The organism is Adhaeribacter aerolatus (genome assembly GCF_007991635.1).
Taxonomy (GTDB): Bacteria; Bacteroidota; Bacteroidia; order Cytophagales; family Hymenobacteraceae; genus Adhaeribacter; species Adhaeribacter aerolatus.
The window spans coordinates 1-19,744 of sequence record NZ_BJYS01000059.1 but is presented as its reverse complement, the minus strand read 5'-3'; the positions used below and the strand labels follow the sequence as shown (position 1 = coordinate 19,744).

Below are 19,744 nucleotides of genomic sequence, written 5' to 3'. Positions count from 1 at the left end.
GAATTTTTCATTTCTAAACCAAAGCTAACCCAATTTGGTTTTGAGCACTTATATTCTGATAATCCATTTTTTTTTTGCATTTCTTTAAAAAACTCTTTCAGGCCGTGTCATTCTATTCAAAATTCCGTATGAAGGCATCGACTATCATCCGTAAATAATCCTAAAAGCGATTTTATTAAGGATGGTGAGGATAAATGATTATACATGGATAGAGATACCTGGAAAAGTAAATTACTACCTTTCTTAAAACCTTTTTTGCAGACCACCGGAAAGGAGTGTGAAGTTTATACCCCGGCTAAAGGCATGCCCATCCGGTTTATTTTTGAAGGCACCTTTTTTATGGAAGGCCGGCATGGCGATTTTTTGCTAAACTTTAGCGACCCGGATATATTTATTTTAACTATTAGGAGCCAACATAAAGCCGTGCGGGTGGCTTGGAGTAAGCTGGTAGCGTTTGAGTTAAACACCCAGGCTTTGTGGCAATAAAAATTAGAGTCCTGCCGCTTACATAAAAACTTTCGCCTGAAATTTTCAAGAGCCCCAAATTTAGTTTTAATTCTATTCTGCTGAACAATAAAAGTGGTTTGGATTCTGCCGTTATACTTAAAAATCGCTTTACTGTTAACGGCTTGGGTAATATAAGAAAAAGCCCCGGAAGAGATAAAGATTCATACTCTCTTTCCGGGGCTTTTCTTTATTTTTAATTTTCTTTATCAGGACTTTCGCAAAATTATTGAAAGTCCCCCTTCGGAGGGGGCAAGGGGGAGGATTTACAATTTTAAGAAACCATTTTGCGAAAGTCTTATTTATTTTACTTTTTCTACTTCGGTGAGACCAAGCACCTCGCTGGTCATGGTTCTTACTTCTTCCAGTAACTGAGGGTCTTTGGCCAGCGACTTACCATAAGACGGAATCATTTCCTTTAATTTGGCTTGCCAGGCAACGGATTGCAGCTGGTCTTTAAAGCAACGTTGTAGCAAGTTGAGCATAATCGAAACCGCCGTAGAAGCGCCTGGTGAAGCGCCCAACAAGGCCGCAATAGAACCGTCCGCGGCACTTACCACCTCGGTGCCAAACTCCAGAATACCACCTTCGGTGGGGTGCTTTTTAATGACCTGCACCCGTTGGCCGGCCACTTCCAATTTCCAGTCTTCCATGCGCGCCTTGGGCACGAACGCCCGCAGCGAAGCCAATCGGTCGGAGGCCGATTGCCGCACTTCGTTAATCAGGTATCGGGTAAGCGGTATATTTTTAATGCCCGCAATGAGCATGGGGCGCAGGTTATTCGCTTTTATAGACATAGGTAAATCCATAAAGGAACCGCTCTTCAGAAATTTAGTAGAGAACCCGGCATAAGGACCGAAAAGCAGCGCTTTTTTGCCGTTAATAATGCGCGTATCCAGGTGCGGCACCGACATGGGTGGGGATCCTACCGATGCTTTGCCATAAACTTTGGCCTGGTGCCGCTCAATGACCTCGGGGTTGGTGCAAACCAGCCATTGGCCGCTCACCGGAAAACCGCCAAACCCTTTGCCTTCCGGTATGTCGGATTTCAGCAGCAAAGGCAAAGAGCCACCGCCTGCCCCGATAAACACGAATTTGGCTTTTATCTTACGTTTTTCGCCGGTAGCCAATTCTTTTACTTTAAGCTGCCACAAGCCATTCTCCAGTTGTTTCAGTTTGCGTACTTCCTGTCCGAAATGTAAATGTACTCCGTCATTCTCCTGTAACTGATTGAACATACACCGGGTAAGTGCGCCAAAATTAACATCTGTGCCTAGGTCCATGCGGGTAGCTGCTACCTTCTCCGACCGGTCGCGCCCCTCCATTATCAAAGGTATCCACTGCTTTAATTGCTCTGGGTCTTCGGAATATTGCATTCCCTTAAACAGGTTGCATTGGGTTAAAGCCTGGTGGCGTTTTTTCAAATAATGCACATTCTCTTCGCCCCAAACAAAACTCATGTGCGGAATGCTTCGAATAAAAGTTTCGGGTAATTTAATCAGGTTCTGTTGAATGAGATAAGCCCAGAATTGCCGCGATTCTTCGAACGATTCAGCAATTTTTACCGCTTTAGAAGTTTCTACGGTTCCGTCCGGTTTTTCCGGGGTATAATTTAATTCACAAAAGGCTGAGTGGCCTGTTCCAGCATTATTCCAGGCGTCAGAGCTTTCGGCCGCCGCTACATCTAACCGCTCAAAAATCTCGATGGTAATATCGGGTTGCAGTTGTTTTAGTAACATACCCAGGGTGGCGCTCATAATGCCTGCTCCTATTAAAACCACGTCCGGATATTCTTCAAAAGAATTATCGTGTTTTACCATATTTCTAAAAAATTATGCACAAAAGTAAACTAAAAGTTACAAAATGTTTATTCCTGCTAAGCTTTTCTGTTAATCCGGTTAATTTGCTATTACAGCTCTACCGGGTGTAAATGAAGGAGCGAAATCAGGATAATTCTCTTAAAACGAATTTCATCTTAACTGGATGAGTTTTAAACAGGTTTTTACAGAATATTCCGGAAACCCCGGCATCTTTATTTTACCTACTGGATAAAAAGGACTTCTTTTAAAAGAAATCTTATTGCATATTTTAAGCTGTCCAGTCGTTTTACAGATATGGATTATTTTGTAGATAAAAATTCGGTGGTACGGCAAATCTGGGGTAACTCCGATACCATTCTTTTTATTTTTGCCGGAGCCTCAGCCGAGTTTGCGCTCAACAAGGCAGTAGACTGGCTTTATTTTACCGGCAAATTACCGGCCGATCCGTTGGGCCGCTTATTCTCGACGGTAGCTTATGCCCAACGCATTGTTTTCTCGGACCGGACCGGTGCGTACCGGGCTATAGATAAAATGCGGGAAATTCACGCGAGCGTAGAAGCGAGCCGGGGTGCTGCTATTCCGGACTGGGCCTACCGCGATGTATTGTTTATGCTGATTTATTATTCCGTGCGGGCATTTGAGTTGCTCAACCGGAAATTAACCAACCAGGAAAATGAAGAAATATACCAGGTGTTTTACGCCGTCGGAGAAAGGATGGGCATAAAAGATTTGCCGGCCAATTACCAGGCCTGGTTACCGGTACATGCCCAACACTTGCAACAAGATTTACAAAAAAGCGCCTTCACCAGCAATCTCTTTCAGCAATACCGGAAACATTTAGGTACTTTCCGATACCTCATATTGCGGGAGGCCCAAACCATGGTGGCGCCACCCCGGGTAAATGAATTATTAGGCAAAAGAAAAATTTCCCTGCTCTACCCGATTCTTTACTTATACAAAGCCAGCCGGGTACTTAAAACCGACTGGCTTCTAAAAGAGATAATTTTTCCGGCCGGCTATAAATCCCAGATTAAAGGATTAGATAAATCGCTATCTTAACCAAAAGCAAATATTCATTTGGCAGATGTTTTAAAATTGCGTTACCTGTTGGTTGCTAATAATTTAACTATCTGTAAAACAGAAAAAAAAGCATATGACACGATTGTAAGAAGCTGTTATTCTAAATTTTCAAATGAATTCACCAACTATTATAAATTAGTCAGCCCCAAATTGGTTTTCTATTATTTTTTAAAAATCTGGATTTGAATCGCAATCGTTCCTGAATCAGCCTTAAAACAAGAATTTAAAAATTTTCACTTTATAATCTGATTTTTATTCCCCCATTGATGACAAAACCATCTAAGGGTGCATATATATCCCGGAATACAGGGTTGGCAATGTTGCCGGTATAAATGGTATCAAACCTGGTTTGGCGTGCATCTAAGAAGTTCTCGAAGTTGGCGTAAAGCGAAAATTTCTCCCAGAGTTTCTCGGCCATAAACCCGGTAATAACATAGGATTTACCAGTAGTGCCATCGCTTAAGCGTTGTTTACTGAAATAGTAAGCCTCCAAACCCAGTTTCCATTTATCTTCTACCTCGTACATTAAAACGGTATTTAGCCGATGTTTAGGTGTTAACGGATTTGTAGTTTTAACGCCGTTCGCATGTACCTTGGTATTGGTAAAAGTATAGCCCAGGAATAGGTTTAAATCTTGATAGCCTATTTTAATATTTGTTTCAGTACCTTTAGTATCTATATGCCCTGGTATATTACGGAGTTGGTATAAGCCGCTTCCGGTAGAAAATAACATTAACGGATAATTGAGGTAGGTGTAGAAAAACAGGTGATTGATACTAAAACTAACTGCCTCATTTATAAAAGCTGTACGGTAGGTAAAATCCCAGTTGGCCCCATAACTGCGTTCTAATTTATTTGTAGTGGCGTTTACTGGTAAAACGCCCCTGTACTGGAGCCTTTCGGTTTCTTCAGTAAAAATAGAAGGAGCTTTGTAGCCTAAACCGCCGCCTAAGCGAGAGGTCAGATTGGGGCTTATTTTAAATAAAGCCGAGATGCGGGGCAGCAAGGCAAAGCCATAATCCAGTACATAGTCGCCTCTTAAACCAGTTTCGATATTTAGCCAGGTATTAGCCTTTAAAGAATTTTGGATAAAAGCGCCAAAGGTAGTTTGGGTATAATCGCGGAGCGGTGTCGGCGCTAATCTAACTTCCTGGAACTGGTTGGTAACCACATTTAAGCCCGTTACCCATTCGGCTGTTTCGCCGGACCGGGTGTAATTAGCCTCGCTAAAAGTACTTACCTGGTTGCCTGTAAAGTTATATTCGGGGAGGTTAAGGCGCCGTTTAAAATAACTGATACTGTTTTTAAGCGTGATTTGTCCGGTGTTTTTTAATTGATGGTTAATCGCCAGCTGGGTAGAGAACCGTTGGGTCTTATTTTGTTCAAAATAACGATGGTTCTCGTTTCGCTCTCCTTTAATATAATGGATGTCGCCCCCTAACCGGTCTTCCCATACAGTATTAACGCCCAGGTTGATTTGGGTCCTCTCGGTTGGGTAAAAGAATAAACGCGGGTTAATGGTATACCGGCTAAATTGCGGGATGGCTGATAAGTCGGTATCGGAAGGGTCGTAGGCGGCATTGCTGTTCCGGGCCGCAAACACAGTAACACCTATCTTATCGAATCGTTTGCCATAGAAGCCGTTTACATCTAACCCGCCAGCGGTGGTACCGTTCAAAAGAAAACGTAATTCCTGCTCCTCCTGTGGTGTTTTTGAGATTAGGTTAACCAAACCGGCAATAGCGCCGCCACCGTACAAAGTTGAAGCAGAGCCTTTTATAACTTCTACCTGCTTTAAGTCTAAAGGTGGTGTTTGTAATAAACCCAAACCGCCTGCATAACCCGAATACAACGGAAAGCCGTCTTTAAGCAGTTGCGTATAGCGCCCATCCAGGCCCTGGATACGGATGCTCGCATTAGCGGAGGTTGGTGATGTTTGCTGGGTTTGGATGCCGGTACTCTCGCTTAAAATCATGCGGATGTCACCCGGTTTCATATTGCCTTTTTCTTCCAACTCTTCGCCGGCAATAAATTCTACACGGGTCGAAATATCCCGGATAGTCCGGGTGCTACGGGTTGAAGTGATCTCCACTGCTTCCAGTTCAGCTTCATCTTCCTCCAGCAGAATAGTAATAGGGTCAGTTGTTATCCGGGGAAAAAGAATGGCTTGTTTATTTTCGGTGTAGCCGACATAAGAGAAACGGATGGTTTGCAAGCCATCCGGAATATTATTAATAATAATCTTACCAGATACGTCAGAGGTGGCCCCATTGGCCACATTTTGTATAATGGCAATTGCGCCTATTAAAGGAGCCTGGGTTTCTGCATCCTTAATATAAGCCGTTAATGTATTCTGGCCATAGGCTATGGTTGTGCATACCAATGCCAGCAGGCAAAGCACTAAATTTTTCATTGGTCTTAATCCGCTAATAAGTTAAAAAATATTGGCCTTATTCTTCTAACCCGCCTGGGTTTGGGTAAGGCTTTTATTGGGAGAATTAACCAATTTTAGGTGGCTGCCAAATAAAAGGGGTAAAAGTGGAAATAAAATATTGTTTATAAGTGGTATAGCTTGTACTATCCAGCAAGTTCAGTATAACCAGGTTTGAAGTTGGACTGTTGTAGGTGAAGCCTGGGCAGGTAGGGCAACTATAAAAGGGAGAACACAGGCCGCATTCCGTTTCGGCTGCAGGCTGCTGGTTATGAGCATCAGTGGCTTGCTCGGTGGTAGCTTTCTCTTTTAAGCAATTGTCGGTTAGGCAGCAGGGTATTGTAGCCAGCAGCAGGACAAAAATGGATAAAACGAAAGCCAGGTTCTTCACGAGGCAAAGATAGGCAGTAAAGCCACGTTAAGAAAAATCAATCTACCTTAAATAAATAAACCTTAAAGTTGAGAAATAACTGACTCCAATTTTTGCTTTTACTGAATCTACATCGTAATATTACGATAAACACAAAAACGCATGGGAGTCACGAAAACTGAAAATTTTACCGAAGCTCAAAACCAACTGGCTTCCTTAGCCAAAGCCCTGGCTCACCCGGCCAGAGTTGCTATCCTGCAATATTTACTTAAGCAACAGACCTGTATATGTGGGGACCTGGTGGAAGTACTTCCGTTGGCCCAGGCTACTGTATCGCAACACTTAAAGGAATTAAAATCAGTTGGCTTAATTAAAGGTGAAATAGAAGGTACCAGCGTTTGTTATTGCATTAACGAAGCCGTATGGGAACAAGCCAAAAATACGCTCCTTAAACTGTTTACTTTACCAATTAATACGAAAAAATGCTGCTAACCCAGGTAAAAGCATGATAACCTTAAACCTGCTGAGCCCCGCCACCAACCAGGACCGGGCCGCAATAATTGAATTACTCACTTCACAGAACCTGCCTACCGCAGATTTGCCGGTATCGCTGGCGAATTTTCTTGTAGCAAGGGACCCGGATATAATTAATGGTACGGTAGGTCTGGAATTGTATGGCACCATCGCTTTACTCCGCTCCTTGGCCGTAGCCCCAAACCAGCAGGGCAAAGGACTAGGCAATTTGCTCTACCAGGCGGCCATAAACCTGGCTAAGGATAAAGGAATAGTAGCAATTTATTTAATAACCAATACGGCTGAAGCCTTCTTTACCCGACAGGGCTTTATGAAAGTAGAACGCGCAGCTGTGCCCGAGGCCATCCGGCAAACCTCCCAGTTCACCACAATTTGTCCTGTCTCGGCTACTATCATGTGCCGGAAAATAAATTAAAAAATTTGTTTCAATCAATCGTAATATTACAATTAAACGATAAATTTTAAACGTATGAAAACCGCTGAAGAATTAAAGCAAATAGTAAAAGAAAAGTACAGTGAGATTGCTCTGCAAAGTAAGGAGCAAAATGAAACTTCCTGCTGTGGGGCCACCGGCGGCTGTGCTACCGATATTACCATCATGGCCGAAGATTACACCAGTTTGCCTGGTTATGCTGTAGATGCTGATTTAGGTTTAGGCTGTGGCCTTCCCACTGAATACGCCCATCTGAAACCAGGTGAAACCGTACTGGACTTAGGTTCCGGCGCTGGTAATGATTGCTTTGTGGCCCGTTCTGTTGTTGGAGAGACTGGTAAAGTAATTGGGGTAGATATGACCGAAGCCATGATTGAAAAAGCCAAAGTTAATGCTAAAAAACTCGGTTACACCAACGTGGAATTCCGCTTAGGCGAAATTGAAGATTTGCCGCTGGCTGCCAATCGGGTAGATGTGGTGGTAAGCAATTGCGTTTTAAACCTGGTACCGGATAAAGAGCAGGCTTTTAAAGAAACCTACCGCGTGTTAAAGCCCCAAGGGCATTTTAGTATTTCGGATGTAGTGCTGGAAGGTGAATTACCTGCCGGTCTGCAAAAAGCGGCCGAAATGTATGCCGGGTGTGTATCCGGGGCTATTCAGCAGGAAACATATCTGGCTCTTGTAGAACAGGTGGGATTTGTAAATATTCAGGTGAAAAAAAAGCGGCTGATTTATCTGCCAGACGATTTGCTGGCCAATTATCTTTCACCGGCAGAATTGGAATCCTATAAAGCCAGCGGAACGGGTATTTATAGTATTACCGTTTACGCAGAAAAGCCTGCTACCACCTGCTGCACTCCTGGTTCCGGTTGCTGCTAATTTGCTAGTATCAGGACTTTCGCAAAATTATTGAAAATCCCCCTTCGGAGGGGGCAAGGGGGAGGATTTATAATGTTAAAAAACCATTTTGCGAAAGTCCTAAGTATTTTAGTCAACCATATGAGAATTGCGCTTTTAGCCATATACACGCCAATCTGCCTGCACTCCAGGCAGTATTGGCCGATATGGTTAAGCAAGAAATTGGATGCAATTTATTGCCTAGCTAATTTTTAGACTATACTACCTGGTCAAACGAAGTAGTAGCAGAAATCCGCCAAAGAACTTACCCCTGAAAGCAGTTTAACCAACCCGGATAGTATTTTTAGAATTTGTGCGAGGTACCTTACGAGGTAGAAAAAACTGCCCAGTTAATTGAAGCCATCCGCTACCGAATGATTTTGCCAGGACATTAAGCCTGCTAAACAAAATTTAGTGAGTACCAATAAAACACTTTTTACCCGTTAGGGCAAAATCGGCTATTCCGGATAAGATCCGGTGCCTATACTAAAGAAAGAAATAAATAATTATTTATCCAGCTGGAAAAGCTTGTCGAGTAAGTTTACGACTACTTCACTACAGGTAAAGGGGGTAATCACGAACGACAACGGCAAAGACATAGAATCCCGATCGGTGTGGTATACATTAGCCAGCAGGAAACCGGCGAAATAACCTAAACTCCAAAAAATACCTAATGCCTGGCTAACCGTATGACCTAAAGCGGTAGAAATGCAAATACAAACAATTACTAACTTAATATTATGCAAAAATAACATAGAGGTGAATAACGTAATAAATGGTGGTAGTATTGTTTTTTTTATATTGTTCTTGTCTTATAGGCATCCTTTCTGTTAAAAAACCAGCTAATTGCGCCAATTTTCAAGAGGTAGCCATTTCGCTGCCAAATCTACAACATAAAACTTAAATCTGACTAATATTATACTATTCTTTATTTTTTTATTTTGATTTTATTTTAGTAAGTGCTGCCTAATGGTTTTAAACATAGGCATATATAAATACTAAAGTATAATTTTTAGCTTAAAAAGGGAATACCTTTGCTCCTTTTCTATAGCTAATTAGGATATTATTGTTACTACCATTATTGCTGCAATAATTTACTTCCCGGACTCATAATTATTAAAATAATATAGCCCTTAAAAGCACTGTTTAAGCACCCTCCTCTTCTAATTCAATTAATAAATTAGCTACTAATGCGGTCCAGCCGGTCTGATGCGAAGCTCCTAACCCCTGACCGGTATCGCCGTTAAAAAATTCGTAAAATAAATGATGCTCTTTAAAGTGTTCGTCGGTAGCCAACAGGGAATTATCGCCCTGGTATTGGTACCGGCCGGATTCATTTTTCTCAAATATTTTTAATAATCTTTTGGTAAGCTCCCGGGCAATTTGTTTCAGGTTAAGTTTAACGCCGGAACCGGTCGGGAATTCGTAAACGTATGCCTCGCCGTAGTACCGGTAATATTTCCGGAGGGCCTGGATAATCAGGTAATTCATGGGAAACCAGATAGGCCCCCGCCAGTTAGAGTTTCCGCCAAACATAGAAGAAGAACTTTCGCCGGCCTCGTAGTGAATGGTATGCTGGGTACCCTGGTAATTAAATATGTACGGATTTTCCTGGTGGTATTTAGATAAAGAGCGAATGCCATAATCTGACAAAAACTCGGCCTCATCCAATAATCTTTTTAATACGTGTTCCAGCCGGAAACCCCGCATAATGGAGAATAAATGGTTGCCAGCTTCGTTTTTAGCTTCGATGTGTGAAATAAGCTGCGCTAAATCGGGCCGGGTACGGATAATTCCTACAGCCCGCCGCTTAAATTCCTGCATCTGATCGAAGGTGCTGCTGTTAATAATTTCGACGGCCAATAGCGGAATTAATCCTACCAGCGATCTGATTTTGAGACGCTGGCTTTTGCCGTTATCTAACTGCACGGCATCGTAATAAAAATTATCTTCGTCGTCCCAGAGCGATATATTTTTTTCACCGATGTTATCCATGGCCCAGCCGATGCTGAGGAAATGCCGGAAAAATTTAGCCGCCGATTCTTCGTAAGCTGGGTTGCGCTTGGCTAGTTCCAACGAAATCCGCAGCATATTCAGCGAGAACATGGCCATCCAACTGGTGGCATCGGCCTGCTGCAAATTTTTGATGCCAGGCGGCATGTGGTTGCGATCGAAAACCCCTATATTATCCAGCCCCAGGAAGCCGCCTTCAAAAATATCAATGCCGTTTACGTCTTTCCGGTTCACCCACCAGGTAAAATTCATGAGCAGCTTCTGAAAAGCCCGCTCCAGAAAATCCCAGTCCGATACACCGGTCTTTTTCTTATCGGTCGTATATACTTCCCAAACGCCCCAGGCATGTACCGGCGGATTTACATCGCTGAAATTCCACTCGTAGGCCGGAATCTGGCCGTTGGGGTGCATATAATATTCCCGAAGCATCAGCAAGAGCTGCTGTTTGGCAAAATTGGCATCTACGTGGGCAAACGTGGTGGTATGAAAAGCCAAATCCCAGGCCGCGTACCAGGGGTATTCCCATTTATCCGGCATAGAAATAACGTTCCGGTTAGTCAGGTGCTGCCACTCCGTATTACGCTTGTACCGCCGATAGGGCGGCATTTCCTGCCTGCTGCCATTCAGCCATTTGTGTACATCGAGGTAATAAAACTGCTTGGTCCAGAGCAGGCCACCAAAAGAGCTGCGCACCAGCTTTTTGTGCACCGCCGAGAGCTTGTCCGGAATAACAAAGTCTTTATAATAACTCATGGTTTCGGCCTGCCTTTTTACAAACAGGTCATCAAAATCAGCCCAGGGATCTTCAATCCGGTTGCGTTTAAGCCGAATCCGGAATATAGTAGATTTACCCGCTGGTATTTTCTCATTAAGCCAGATAGCCGATTTGGTACCTTCTTTATCGGGGTTAACAGTAGCCTGCCCATTTACCACGTAATCGTTAATGCCATCTTTTACATAAGGCAATTCATTATTAGCGTTGTAAATGCGTTGGTTATTCGTTTCGTTGTTACAAAACAACTGATCCCCTTTCTCGTGGTATAAATAATAAATGCCGATCCGCTGCGAATTGGTTTTTATACAGTTATCGGAATAAGCAGTAATGCTCGGGCGGGTATAGCTGGCATTGTGTTTCCAGTAATTCCGGAACCAGAGGTGCGGCAGTACGTGTATTTCGGCTTCTTCCGGCCCTCGGTTATAAACGGTAATCTTCATCAGAATATCGTTCATATCGGCCTTGGCATACTCTATATAAATATCAAAGTATTTTTTTCCATCGAATAATCCGGTTTCCAGTAACTCATACTCGGGCTCCAGGCGGCTACGCTTATTTTTCTCAACCAAGTCGTCGTAAGGATAAGCCGCCTGCGGATATTTGTAGAGATATTTACAATAAGAATGGGTGGGTGAAGAATCGAGGTGATAATAAAGTTCTTTAACGTCTTCGCCGTGATTACCCTGCGCGTTGGTAAGGCCAAAAAGCCGTTCCTTCAGCATGCTGTCGCGGCCGTTCCAGAAGGCGGGAGCCAGGCATAGAATCTGTTTTTCGTCGCAGAAACCCGCAATTCCTTCTTCGCCCCAACGGTAAGTGTTGCTGCGGGCCATGTCGTGGGAGATAAAGCCCCAGGCATTGCCATCCGGACTATAATCTTCGCGCACCGTACCCCACTGCCGTTCGGCCAGGTAAGGTCCCCAGTATTTCCAGTTGCGATTGTTAGGTGATTGCTGTAGCCGCTCGTATTCTTTAATACCCATCTGCTTCCGGAATGTTTATTTAAACCTGTTTTTCTATTTTCTTAGCTGAAAATATTCTTCAAAAATAAACCAAATGTTTTAAATATTTAAATTGAAAAGATTAAATATTAACAATTTAGCAAAACAAAACAGAATGATGCCGCTAGTGACAGGCAGCCGCACTTTATAGAACCAGCTGGTAAGGATATTTAGTATTTACGCGAAGGTTCTTCTTTGCCGACTTCAAAAAGAAGGACTTGGTTAGCCGGCTAACTTCCTGGCCCAAAGCCGAACTAACCTTATACACAGATAAAAATTAAGAAATATAATAAAAACGTTGATCTTTTTTTCAGCCTGTCGGCTTTTTCATCTAATCTTCATTTAAGGCTTCTACATTTGAACCATAAATTGTGAAGCTATGAAAGAAGTATTGGAAATGAATTATATAATTATAGCATTATTGGTGGTGGCCATTGCCGTGTGGGAACTAGATGATAACTGGAGTAAAGTAAAAAATAAAGATAGAGAAGACTAAATATTACCAGGTATACAGGCAAAAATAGTAACTAATCATTACATCAGGAAAAAGCCCCTTTGGGGCGAACAGAAGCGCCAAAGACCGCCTAAATTAACAACTACTATTTCCTGGTTTACCGAAGAAGTTAAAAATATCAGAAGGCATATTATATAGTATTAATAACCTGGTGCCTGTGCTTAGCCTTAAATTTATCTCTTATAATTTTATTTATATTAACATTGTATTATTAAGCTCTTTAGATATATAATTTTTGCATTATTAAGATAATTGTTAAAAATTTTTTAAATAATAAAAGGCTTAAAATCAATACTATTACAGATTACAAGCAAAAAGATACAAAATATTTTTGCACAAAAACAATAAAGCTATTTTTGAAATCAAAATTGTATTTTTATATTGCATCATGAATTTACAAGTATTTGAGCGTCTATCGCTTGAGGAGCGGTTACAGCTAGTTTGGAATGAGGGGAACCAGATAGGAATCCGGTTTGGCAGAAAGCATCATGTATGTTTATATCACCTGCAAGATTACTTTGCCGAAATATGGTTTGATCCCGAGGAAAGAGAGGTTTCGATGGTAAGAGCCTTTACCAGCACCATTTGTTTAGACCCGTATTTAAGTCAGATTAACATCGACCAGCTATTAACCGAACAATATGATTAAATAGTTACAAGCATTTAAATAGAAGCAGCGGCTAATCCTATTTAGCGAATTTGATGCCTGTATCTATTCGGGTGCCTGTTTACGGTTTGTTTTGGTATTAAACGTGTTGCCAGCTTTATCTGCCCCAAAACGATACACTGGAGATTAGATTGATCTGAGTTTAAACTAAAATATAATCCGGCAGGCGCCTTCTCTAAATATTCCGGCTAAAGAACCTTGGCTAATATTTTACGTTATCGGGCGCCTGGCGGTTATTTCGTTCCAGTTCTATTTCTCAAAAACTGTTTTCATGCCTTCCTTTTCTTTTACAAACGGAGACCAGGCAGGTCGGCTGGTGGTTTTTTATATGCCGGTAGTACTTTGTGTGAAAAGATAAAGTAACTTTTCCGTTGAAAAAGCATACAACCTGTATATGGCGCAAAACGATTTAGAAAATTGGGACCAGGCCCGGTACACTGAACTGAATGCCTATTTCCGGATTAAAATCAGAACCCTGCTGGAATCGGATCCTTTTTTAAAAGAAATGGTGGAACAGCAAAAAAGCATCAGCCTGCCCGAGTTGATAGACCGGATGACTTACCGTGACCAGCAACGCTGGTCCGAGTTTCTGGTACTGGACCGGATAAAACTGCAAGTAGATATCCAAAATCACCTGGAGGGTAAAGGCACGCCCTATAATCCGCAACAGGGATTCAGTTCCGATTTAACCGGTGACGAAAATATCTGGTAAAACATTTGGCAAGCGCCCAGCCTGCAGGCCTTTATTTCTTAAATTGTTATCCAGGTTTTAGTCGGGCAAACTGATTTTGCCCATCCGGATAGCTGGTATTTTGGGATTGCCTGCGCCCAAACCCGGGCTTTGGCCGGCAATACATTCGTTGGCCAAAGTGGCAAATAAAATTGCCTCCTTCGCATCCGGGTTAATGCCCAGCGTATTCAGCGACCGGATACGCATCTGCCGTAAGAGTTCCTGAATATTTTTCAAGAGCAAAGGATTGTGCATACCGCCACCACTGACAAAAATTTCACCGTTACTTTCTCCTAAAGTCTTTTTTATAGCGCCGGCAATCGCCTCTGCCGAAAACCGGTTCAGTGTAGCCATTATATCAGCTGGGGACATTTGGTTTATAGGCGTTTTACGGAGCGCTTCGCTTAAATAGTTTAAATTAAACAATTCCGGGCCAGTTGTTTTAGGAAAGGGTTGCCGGAAGAAATCGTGGTCGAGCAGCGCCGCTAGCAAACTGGGGTGGTAAGTACCACCGGCGGCCAGCGCACCGTCTGCATCGTAATATTTATCGGGGTACTGGCTTTGAATAAAAGCATCCATGATGGTATTGCCTGGGCCAACATCCGACGAAAATATTTGCGCGGGATCTAAACTGCCGGGTAAATACGTAAAATTGGCTATCCCCCCAATATTCAGCATAATCCGGTCCTGCCCTTTTTCCGAAAAAAGTAAATAATCTCCGTAAACCGCTAAAGGAGCACCCTCGCCGCCGGCCGCTATGTGTTTTTGCCGGAAATCACTCAAGGTAATAATTCCGGTTTTTACAGCCAGGTGATCGCCGTCGCCAATCTGGAGCGTTGCGTTGGGCATATCCGGTAAACCGTGTAAAGCCGCCGGCGCGTGGTAAATGGTCTGCCCGTGGCTGGCTATCAGATCCACCTCATCGGGCCGGACACCCCACTGCCGCAGACAATCCAGAATCAAAGTTCCGTGATAGGTTCCTATATAAGCATTCAAGAGACAAACCTGCTGTAAATCAACCTGGCGTTTCGAAAAAATATTTTTTATTTCTTTTTTAAGCTTATCAGTATAAGGTACTGTGCTAAACTGCAGCAAGTTTACCCGGGTGGCCGGACCGCTACCAGCCAAAGCACACAGGGCTACATCTAACCCATCTAAAGAGGTGCCCGACATTAAACCAATAATTATTCTGCTTTCTTTTTTACTTAACTGGTATAAATGTTCAAGGCTCTTAGACATACTTGTTTTTTCATTTAAAAAATGAAGGCAATTAATCTCCTAAAGTTAATGCTATTAAGGCTTAGAGAGCAATCTTTTAAAACAAGTTAACCCTAATCCATAATTGTAACTAAATCAGGAAGCTTGTTTTAGAATTAAGCTGAAATATTTCTCATTCCTGATCAAAAAATTTACTATAGTGTTATCTACCTGCTCCCCAAGCTATAAGTGGCTTGGTATTTGTCTTAATTTGTAAAACTAGCTAAAAGTGATATTTAAAGTATTTTAGAATTTTTTTAGAGAAATGCGCCACCAATCTACTTTACTTTTGCCAATATAGCAGCGGGTATATTTATGGGTGGTTTGCTTTACTTTTCGGCCGCTATTGGGTAGCAGAGAAACCAGTCAGCAGGAAGAAACAAGTTTACGTACCGGTAAATCTCTAAAATTCAGCATTTACACTTACTAATTTTACGTATTAAACTAATTAAATATTCCGTAAAATCAGATACCCGGAATAATATTAAAATAGAACAATGCATTTCAGAGTTTTAGGAAGTAGTATAGAATATCAGCAGGCAGCTAAGCGTTTAGAGCAATTAGCCAATGCGCAACCTAATACGCCTGAAGCATTAGAACTGAAAGAGTTGATGGCCGCATTTATTCGGTACGAAAAAGAAATTAAGCAAACCGGCCAGAGACCTGAAAATAAAAACAAGAAATAAGCTTCAATCTATAACCTTGCTGCCCGGCTTAAAGCTACACCTGGTTACCCACCTCATCAAACCCTCCTTTAAAAAAATTATTTAACCAAACACCGCCGCAGATTTCGGTTATCTATCGGGTAACAGAAGTAAATTTTCCTTCAGAGTCTAATTATTCGGCATTTCGGAATATATTTAGCACTCCTATGAAACTAGAACATTTTGCCCTGAACGTAGAAAATCCGTTGGCCATGGCGGCCTGGTACGTAGATAATTTGGGTTTGCGAATAGTACGCCAAAACCCTGAAGCGCCTTTTACTACCTTTCTGGCCGACGACAGCGGCCGGATAATGGTTGAAATCTATTTAAATCCGCCGGACGAAGTGCCGCCTTACCGTACCATGAACCCGCTGCTGGTACACCTGGCTTTTGTATCCGAAAATCCCGACGTAGACAAAGATCGATTGGTTAAGGCCGGCGCTACCCTGGTTTCGGACCAGCATTTAACCGATGGCTCGCATTTGGTGATGCTGCGCGATCCCTGGGGTTTAGCCGTTCAGTTGTGCAAAAGAGGACAACCCTTGTTGGCCCTCGTAGAAGACCATTACAATGCCTTGCCCTAATTTGGTTAGCTCATAAAAGTTTAAAAATGAAATTAGCAAAATATATTGTACCAGGCGGGGCTCTGCTCCTGCTCCTACTATTTAGCTGGTCGTGCCGCCCGGGTAACAACCCGCAGGAAAAGCCCACTGCCGGACAAGAAGACCCGTGGGAAAAAGCAGCCGCTATTTTAAAGGAAATAAAAGCTCCCGAATTTCCTCAGAAAGATTTTGAGGTAACAGCTTACGGCGCCATTGGTGATGGCAAAACCAACTGCACCGAAGCTTTCCGGAAAGCCATTGCTGCTTGCAACCAGGCCGGTGGTGGCCGGGTGCTGGTTCCGGCGGGGAATTATTATACCGGTCCTATTCACCTGCTCAGCAATGTAAACCTGCACGTTGTAAAAGAAGCGCGCATTTCTTTTTCTACGAAACCTGAAGATTATTTACCCTTGGTTTATACCCGCTGGGAAGGCGTAGAACTCATGAATTATTCGCCGTTGATTTATGCTTTTGAACAGAAAAATATTGCCATTACCGGTGAAGGCATTCTGGACGGCGGGGCTAACGAAACTAATTGGTGGCCCTGGAAAGGTCAGGAACGTTACGGCTACAAACCCGGCACTCCCAACCAAACCGATTCGGATAAACGCGCCGCTTTGTTTAAGATGGCCGAAGACAATGTGCCGGTACGGGACCGGAAATTTGGGTCAGGTTTTTACCTGCGCCCCCAATTTGTGCAGCCTTACCGTTGCGAAAATGTATTGATTCAGGGCGTAACCTTTATTAACTCGCCGATGTGGATTCTGAACCCGGTGTTATGTACGAATGTAACCATCGAGAAAGTAACCGTTGAAAGCCAAGGTCCCAACTCCGATGGCTGCGACCCGGAATCGTGCAAGAACGTGCTGATAAAAGATTGCTTCTTTAACACCGGCGATGATTGTATTGCAATTAAATCGGGCCGCAATGCAGATGGTCGCCGCCTGAACATCCCTTCCGAAAATATTATCATCCAGGGTTGTTCTATGGCTAACGGCCATGGCGGCGTAGTAATCGGCAGCGAAATATCGGGGGGCGCCCGCAATATATTCGCCGAAAACTGCACCATGAACAGCCCACTGCTGGATAGAGCCTTCCGCATTAAAACCAGCTCAGCGCGCGGCGGTACGGTTGAGAATATTTATATGCGCAACATAAAAGTAGGCCAGGTAAAAGAACAGGTAATTATTGCCACCATGTTCTACGAAGATTCGGGAGCCTACGTGCCCACCGTGCGCAATATTGAAGTAAAAAATATGGTGGTGGAAAACGGCGGCAAAGTGGGTGTGCTGCTGGAAGGCTATAAACAATCGCCGGTTCAGAATATAAAGTTGATTGATGTAGATATTAAAAGTGTAAAAGAACCTTACAAATTCTCCAATGTAAAGGATATTGTATTTCAGAATGTTACGATCAACGGCAAACCAGTAGCAGTGACGGAGCAAGCAGAATAATTCCGAAAATAGCAAGCTGGAAAATCACCCAGGTCTTTCTAACCCGGGCGATTTAAACCGATGATCGTTCGGTGATGAGGACTGATAGAATGTGGCGCTATTTGCGGGATATTTCCCCGGCAAACAACAGGTTATACCAACTCGCATAAACTAGCTGCCATTGCTTAAAACCTCACCGGTCTTTAATACCCGGGAGGTTTGTACAACCGGTAAAACCATAGTTCTGTTAGGAAAGAACCTTCAAGAGATTTGGTATTAGCAGAAGGAAATTGGAATGGTTGTAACCGGAAGGAAGATGCAGCAAGCAAAAAGAGCTTCATCAGCTTTCAGGGATACGGTTCCTAAAGCAAATATTAGGTTTCTACGGAAGTAGTTTTGAAACCAGCCAGTTGCGATTGGTTTAACTTACCCAAAGCGTACACCTGAATTTCCCGCCGACCAATACGGTAAACCTTTACCTCCTGTAGTTGCGCTAGCAAGAAGGCTTGTAAATCCCGGAAACGTTGTACCATGGTTTGGATAAACTCGTCGGGATCGGGTACATCGGCCGTCTGGTTCCGGAGAAAATAAGGCAAATCCACCACTTCCACCGGAGCATCTTCGGGTTGCCCAGCTAATTTCAACACATCAGCGTTCGTAACAGCCGCAGTATCCGACACCTCCAAAATAATTGGTTCGAGCGGGTATTCGCTTTCACTCAGGTAAAATAAACCTTCGCAGCGTTCCTGCAAATTCTTCATAAAAATATCAACCGCCGGTGCATTTACTTCCGCCATGAAAAAAGAAAAAATTATATTGTTGAAAGGTGATTATTGAAAATATTTACCGACGATCCGGGCCGGCATCAACTTTTGCTTCCAGCACCTGTTCTATCTCGTCGGGCAAGTCCGAAAGCAGGTCGTAGCTGGTAGCGGCTTCAATGACATCTACGGTGGTCAGGTAAGTACTCCAGTCGGGGTTAGCATTATTGGTGTTGGGCGTATTTACCGCAATTACCCGGGTATCCTGGTTAATACGGTTGCCATCGTCGTCGCCTTCCGGTAAAACCACCACTACTTTCCAGATTTGAGCGGGCACCGTTATTTTTCCGCCGGCAATGGTTTCTTTAAACCCACTGCTGCCGGTGCCACCGGTGCCGTAGCTCCCCATTATTATGTAGCACTCCTGCCCGCCCTGCTCCACCAACGTCCGGATATATTCTTCCATATTGCCCCAGGTTTCGCGGTTATGGGTTGGTGCCTGCGGAATAATATTCGTCATCAGAAAAGTAGCAGCATTATCCTCCGGGGTTTTGGAGCGATCGGCCGACGGACAATTATGGCCCCGGTCGAAACCGCTGCCGGAATATGCATACGTATTTACCTTGTACCAATCGGAGGGTAGCGAAGTGTCGGTCCGGAAATTATCCTGCCGCGGCGCATCGCCCAGCCAAGTACGACTTACATGCCAGCTCACCCAGTTGGGAGTACCCCGGTCGCGGCTGTAAGAAAGGGCAAACTGCGGCTTATCCAGTAAATAATTGTTAAAATTATTTTCGTCGGGGGTGGCATTACTGGGATTACCCAACAATAAGTGCTCACTTCCGGTAAATGCCGTTCGGGCAGCGGGTTTCTGCATAGTAGCCCTGTTTTCTTCCTCCCGCCCCGTGTTGGTATCAGTCCGCCGGACGCAGGTAGCCAGCATCAGGAAGAAGCCTAAGAAAGCAGCAAAAATGATTAAAACGAGTATTTTATATTTCATAGTAAATCAGAATAAAAGGCCGGAAGAACCAACAAAGGCATTTTGTTTGAAGAACAACACTTATTATATACGAGCCAAAGCAGATTAACGGCAGTTTATATTATCTGTTTATTATTACCAGGATTGCTCCAATTTGGACGAAAATGAAAAAAAATTAGGTAGTGGAATAAAAAGTATGCTGGGATAAAAAAAGGCAGTGGATTGTTTAAGGAGATGGAATA

At 43.3% G+C, this 19,744-nt stretch carries 17 protein-coding genes; 10 read left to right on the top strand and 7 right to left on the bottom strand.

What is annotated here, in order from left to right; all coding sequences use genetic code 11:
• Nucleotides 1-204: 204 nt before the first annotated feature.
• Complete coding sequence (locus AAE02nite_RS25325) at nucleotides 205-486, top strand: hypothetical protein (RefSeq protein WP_146905375.1); 282 nt, start codon at nucleotides 205-207, stop codon at nucleotides 484-486.
• A gap of 320 nt (nucleotides 487-806) precedes the next feature.
• Here AAE02nite_RS25325 and AAE02nite_RS25320 read toward each other — a convergent pair whose 3' ends face one another.
• Entirely contained in the window at nucleotides 807-2,324 is a 1,518-nt protein-coding gene (locus AAE02nite_RS25320) for a malate:quinone oxidoreductase (protein ID WP_146905372.1), read from the bottom strand.
• 294 nt (nucleotides 2,325-2,618) lie between these two features.
• Here AAE02nite_RS25320 and AAE02nite_RS25315 point away from each other — a divergent pair, with 294 nt between their 5' ends.
• Nucleotides 2,619-3,383, top strand: coding sequence for an oxygenase MpaB family protein (locus tag AAE02nite_RS25315; protein WP_146905369.1), 765 nt, complete (start codon nucleotides 2,619-2,621; stop codon nucleotides 3,381-3,383).
• 259 nt (nucleotides 3,384-3,642) lie between these two features.
• Here the strand turns inward: AAE02nite_RS25315 and AAE02nite_RS25310 are convergent, their stop codons facing one another.
• Nucleotides 3,643-5,817: a TonB-dependent receptor gene (locus AAE02nite_RS25310; protein ID WP_146905367.1), complete on the bottom strand. Its 2,175-nt coding sequence runs from the start codon at nucleotides 5,815-5,817 to the stop codon at nucleotides 3,643-3,645.
• A 550-nt stretch (nucleotides 5,818-6,367) separates the two neighbouring features.
• On the opposite strand from AAE02nite_RS25310, the gene AAE02nite_RS25305 reads away from it, so the two are divergent.
• Genes AAE02nite_RS25305 through AAE02nite_RS25295 form a run of 3 tightly spaced genes read left to right on the top strand, consistent with a single transcriptional unit; the run spans nucleotide 6,368 to nucleotide 8,051 of the window.
• Nucleotides 6,368-6,697, top strand: a complete 330-nt coding sequence (locus AAE02nite_RS25305) for an ArsR/SmtB family transcription factor (protein WP_146905363.1) — start codon at nucleotides 6,368-6,370, stop codon at nucleotides 6,695-6,697.
• 13 nt (nucleotides 6,698-6,710) lie between these two features.
• Nucleotides 6,711-7,154, top strand: coding sequence for an arsenic resistance N-acetyltransferase ArsN2 (gene arsN2 / locus AAE02nite_RS25300; RefSeq protein ID WP_146905360.1), 444 nt, complete (start codon nucleotides 6,711-6,713; stop codon nucleotides 7,152-7,154).
• A gap of 54 nt (nucleotides 7,155-7,208) precedes the next feature.
• Complete coding sequence (locus tag AAE02nite_RS25295) at nucleotides 7,209-8,051, top strand: arsenite methyltransferase (protein ID WP_146905357.1); 843 nt, start codon at nucleotides 7,209-7,211, stop codon at nucleotides 8,049-8,051.
• Nucleotides 8,052-8,575: 524 nt separating this feature from the next.
• Here AAE02nite_RS25295 and AAE02nite_RS25290 read toward each other — a convergent pair.
• Both AAE02nite_RS25290 and AAE02nite_RS25285 read right to left on the bottom strand, forming a co-directional pair.
• The gene (locus tag AAE02nite_RS25290; protein ID WP_146905355.1) at nucleotides 8,576-8,824 is read right to left on the bottom strand and encodes a hypothetical protein; all 249 of its coding nucleotides are present in this window, start codon (nucleotides 8,822-8,824) and stop codon (nucleotides 8,576-8,578) included.
• A gap of 391 nt (nucleotides 8,825-9,215) precedes the next feature.
• Complete coding sequence (locus tag AAE02nite_RS25285) at nucleotides 9,216-11,837, bottom strand: MGH1-like glycoside hydrolase domain-containing protein (RefSeq protein WP_146905351.1); 2,622 nt, start codon at nucleotides 11,835-11,837, stop codon at nucleotides 9,216-9,218.
• 920 nt (nucleotides 11,838-12,757) lie between these two features.
• On the opposite strand from AAE02nite_RS25285, the gene AAE02nite_RS25280 reads away from it, so the two are divergent.
• Both AAE02nite_RS25280 and AAE02nite_RS25275 read left to right on the top strand, forming a co-directional pair.
• Nucleotides 12,758-13,018 (top strand): hypothetical protein, encoded by a 261-nt coding sequence (locus AAE02nite_RS25280; protein WP_146905348.1) that lies wholly within the window; start codon nucleotides 12,758-12,760, stop codon nucleotides 13,016-13,018.
• A gap of 412 nt (nucleotides 13,019-13,430) precedes the next feature.
• Nucleotides 13,431-13,748, top strand: a complete 318-nt coding sequence (locus AAE02nite_RS25275; protein WP_146905345.1) for a hypothetical protein — start codon at nucleotides 13,431-13,433, stop codon at nucleotides 13,746-13,748.
• A 57-nt stretch (nucleotides 13,749-13,805) separates the two neighbouring features.
• Here the strand turns inward: AAE02nite_RS25275 and AAE02nite_RS25270 are convergent, their stop codons facing one another.
• Entirely contained in the window at nucleotides 13,806-15,005 is a 1,200-nt protein-coding gene (locus AAE02nite_RS25270; RefSeq protein ID WP_146905342.1) for an anhydro-N-acetylmuramic acid kinase, read from the bottom strand.
• Between the two features lie 515 nt (nucleotides 15,006-15,520).
• Between AAE02nite_RS25270 and AAE02nite_RS25265 the strand changes: the two genes are divergently transcribed.
• The 3 genes from AAE02nite_RS25265 (at nucleotide 15,521) to AAE02nite_RS25255 (ending at nucleotide 17,783) form a co-directional block, all read left to right on the top strand.
• Complete coding sequence (locus tag AAE02nite_RS25265) at nucleotides 15,521-15,709, top strand: hypothetical protein (RefSeq protein ID WP_146905339.1); 189 nt, start codon at nucleotides 15,521-15,523, stop codon at nucleotides 15,707-15,709.
• A gap of 185 nt (nucleotides 15,710-15,894) precedes the next feature.
• Nucleotides 15,895-16,311, top strand: a complete 417-nt coding sequence (locus AAE02nite_RS25260; protein WP_146905336.1) for a VOC family protein — start codon at nucleotides 15,895-15,897, stop codon at nucleotides 16,309-16,311.
• A 26-nt stretch (nucleotides 16,312-16,337) separates the two neighbouring features.
• Nucleotides 16,338-17,783 carry a glycoside hydrolase family 28 protein gene (locus AAE02nite_RS25255; protein ID WP_146905333.1) on the top strand — a complete coding sequence of 482 codons (1,446 nt, stop codon included), beginning with the start codon at nucleotides 16,338-16,340 and terminating at the stop codon, nucleotides 17,781-17,783.
• 353 nt (nucleotides 17,784-18,136) lie between these two features.
• Here the strand turns inward: AAE02nite_RS25255 and AAE02nite_RS25250 are convergent, their stop codons facing one another.
• Nucleotides 18,137-18,559 (bottom strand): nuclease A inhibitor family protein, encoded by a 423-nt coding sequence (locus AAE02nite_RS25250; protein ID WP_146905330.1) that lies wholly within the window; start codon nucleotides 18,557-18,559, stop codon nucleotides 18,137-18,139.
• 46 nt (nucleotides 18,560-18,605) lie between these two features.
• Nucleotides 18,606-19,523 (bottom strand): DNA/RNA non-specific endonuclease, encoded by a 918-nt coding sequence (locus AAE02nite_RS25245; RefSeq protein WP_246151250.1) that lies wholly within the window; start codon nucleotides 19,521-19,523, stop codon nucleotides 18,606-18,608.
• Nucleotides 19,524-19,744 lie beyond the last annotated feature (221 nt).